Origin of the sequence: Ralstonia sp. OTU4908 (assembly GCF_038440115.1) — a bacterium.
Classification (GTDB): domain Bacteria; phylum Pseudomonadota; class Gammaproteobacteria; order Burkholderiales; family Burkholderiaceae; genus Ralstonia; species Ralstonia pickettii.
In genome coordinates this window covers 1-1,825 of sequence record NZ_JASATD010000083.1, presented here as the reverse complement: position 1 = coordinate 1,825, position 1,825 = coordinate 1, and the positions used below count along the sequence as shown (strand labels likewise).

4 protein-coding genes are annotated in these 1,825 nt (G+C 58.8%); all 4 read right to left on the bottom strand.

The features are described from left to right. Window positions 1–279, bottom strand: a 279-nt coding sequence (locus AAHM38_RS25365) for a recombinase family protein (RefSeq protein ID WP_342234416.1), incomplete at its 3' end; no start/stop codon positions are given. After that, complete coding sequence (locus AAHM38_RS25360; protein WP_342234415.1) at window positions 276–911, bottom strand: zeta toxin family protein; 636 nt, start codon at window positions 909–911, stop codon at window positions 276–278. The genes AAHM38_RS25360 and AAHM38_RS25365, both read right to left, overlap by 4 nt. Then, a complete protein-coding gene (locus AAHM38_RS25355; protein WP_324778287.1) occupies window positions 908–1,165 on the bottom strand; it encodes a hypothetical protein in 258 nt (85 codons plus the stop codon). The genes AAHM38_RS25360 and AAHM38_RS25355 overlap by 4 nt, the downstream gene beginning before the upstream one ends. A gap of 267 nt (window positions 1,166–1,432) precedes the next feature. Beyond that, window positions 1,433–1,732 carry a hypothetical protein gene (locus AAHM38_RS25350; protein ID WP_342234414.1) on the bottom strand — a complete coding sequence of 100 codons (300 nt, stop codon included), beginning with the start codon at window positions 1,730–1,732 and terminating at the stop codon, window positions 1,433–1,435. Between the last annotated feature and the right edge of the window lie 93 nt (window positions 1,733–1,825).

Sequence of the window (1,825 nt, the reverse complement as noted above, 5' to 3'; positions counted from 1 at the left end):
CTCGCTCAGACTGCACAGGTGGGCACCGCGCTTGTCCAGCTCGGTAGCCAGCTCCATCAGATGCTTAATGGATTTCGCCGGCCGGCTCAGCGAGCACACGACCAACGTATCGCCGGCACGCAGCTTTGACATGGCCTCATCGAGCATCGGCCTGGCCGCGCCAGGCCCGCACTTGGTGTCCTTGTGGATTTCACAGCATCCAGCATCGGCAAGCCGCTGGGCTTCTGCATCGGCGCTTTTGTCAAACGGGCCGACACGTGCGTATCCGATCTTTCTCATAGCTTGAACGCGTGGGAGCGATGGTTGTTCGCCACCGTCTGCATGGCTGCCGGAATGGCTGTCTGCGCCCATGCCGGCAATTGCTTGGTGAAGTGTTTGACGCGACCGTTCTCCACGGAAAGCAGGAGCTGACGACGGAGCCCGCTGTTATCGAGCACGAACGCGCGATCGGCCATCGGCAGGGCGACAGACAGGTTCGCCAAGCTACGATCGAAGCGACGGAAAATATCGTCCAAAGGAACAGGGTGGCCACCGCTCCGAACGCGTTGCGCGACACGGCCAGCCGAAAGCTGGGCGTTGTCCAACCCGACAAAGAAGAGGTTGACTTTGTACCCCTGCGCCGAAGCGCGGCGCATGAGATCCAGTTCGCCTTTTCCGGTTAGCGTCGTCTCGACAGCGAAGCTGGCCTTCTGCGCAAGCAGTGCTTCACGTTGCTTGATGGCTTCACGGCCGGCCTGCACCATGACTGCCGACGATCCGTTGTGGTGGGGATTGATGCGAAGCGCAATATCGTCAGGATTGACGACAACGACACGCCCCGCGAAATGCTGTCCAGTGAGCGTTGTCTTGCCGGCCCCATTGGGGCCTGCCACAACCCATAGCTGCGGCTTATGCGACTGCTCCTGGCTCACGACAGCGACAACTCGGACACAACGTGCTCGCCTGAGCTGTCCCACGTCACCAACTGGCGACGGCCGTTCGGAAACCTCTTCTCGATCATGCCGACTGGGGTCTCCGGCGTGTGTACATACACTGGGTTGCCGGCCTCCAGATGCCGGCGCGCAACCGACCCATCATCGCGCGCAATATCGCTTGCGAAGAACGTCCAGAAATCTCGCTCCTGTTGCGGCGTCATGGCCTCGATGTTGTCAACGGCAAGCCTCATACCGACCTCCAAGCAGGTAGTGGCGTGAATCAGTGCATGAAGCGGCCGGCGTTCGCGATCCAGTGCAGCAGCACAACGAAGGCGGGGATGCCGTACACGACAAGCACGAGAAAGCGGAAAGCATTCATGATTTTCTCCTGTAGCCCTGCGCACTTGGCAGGGTGTAAAACGACCGACTCAGCCAGCCGAGTCGAACTATGGAATGCAACCTCTGTTTTGATTACTGTACGCGTTTTGAGACTGCGTGGCAAGACAATTTCGACAGGGTTACAACGGCTGCGATTTGCCACGCTCTGAGCCTTCGCGTAGCGACGAATGCAGTTTGGCAGGTAGTTCAAAATCGAACGCGATGTAGCCTCCAAACGAAGCCACCCCTGTGCCCAGGGTGGCTCCGCCTAGAGCCAGCAAGCCGTCCACACCGGCCAGGCCAACGCGCCTGGTAATGACGAGGGAGCAAGCAAAGATCGCGATGCCAACCACAAACGCAGCCAGGCCCAAAGGCTTGCTCGTCATACAGCTACCTAGTCCTCGCCGCGAGGCATCAGAGCCGGCAATTTCGTCGTTCATTTGTCGCTAGTTTTACTTGGGCGCACTCACGTTCGAGTCAGTGCCGACCGGAGCTATGGTTATGCATATTTAACATAACCTTTATTATGTACC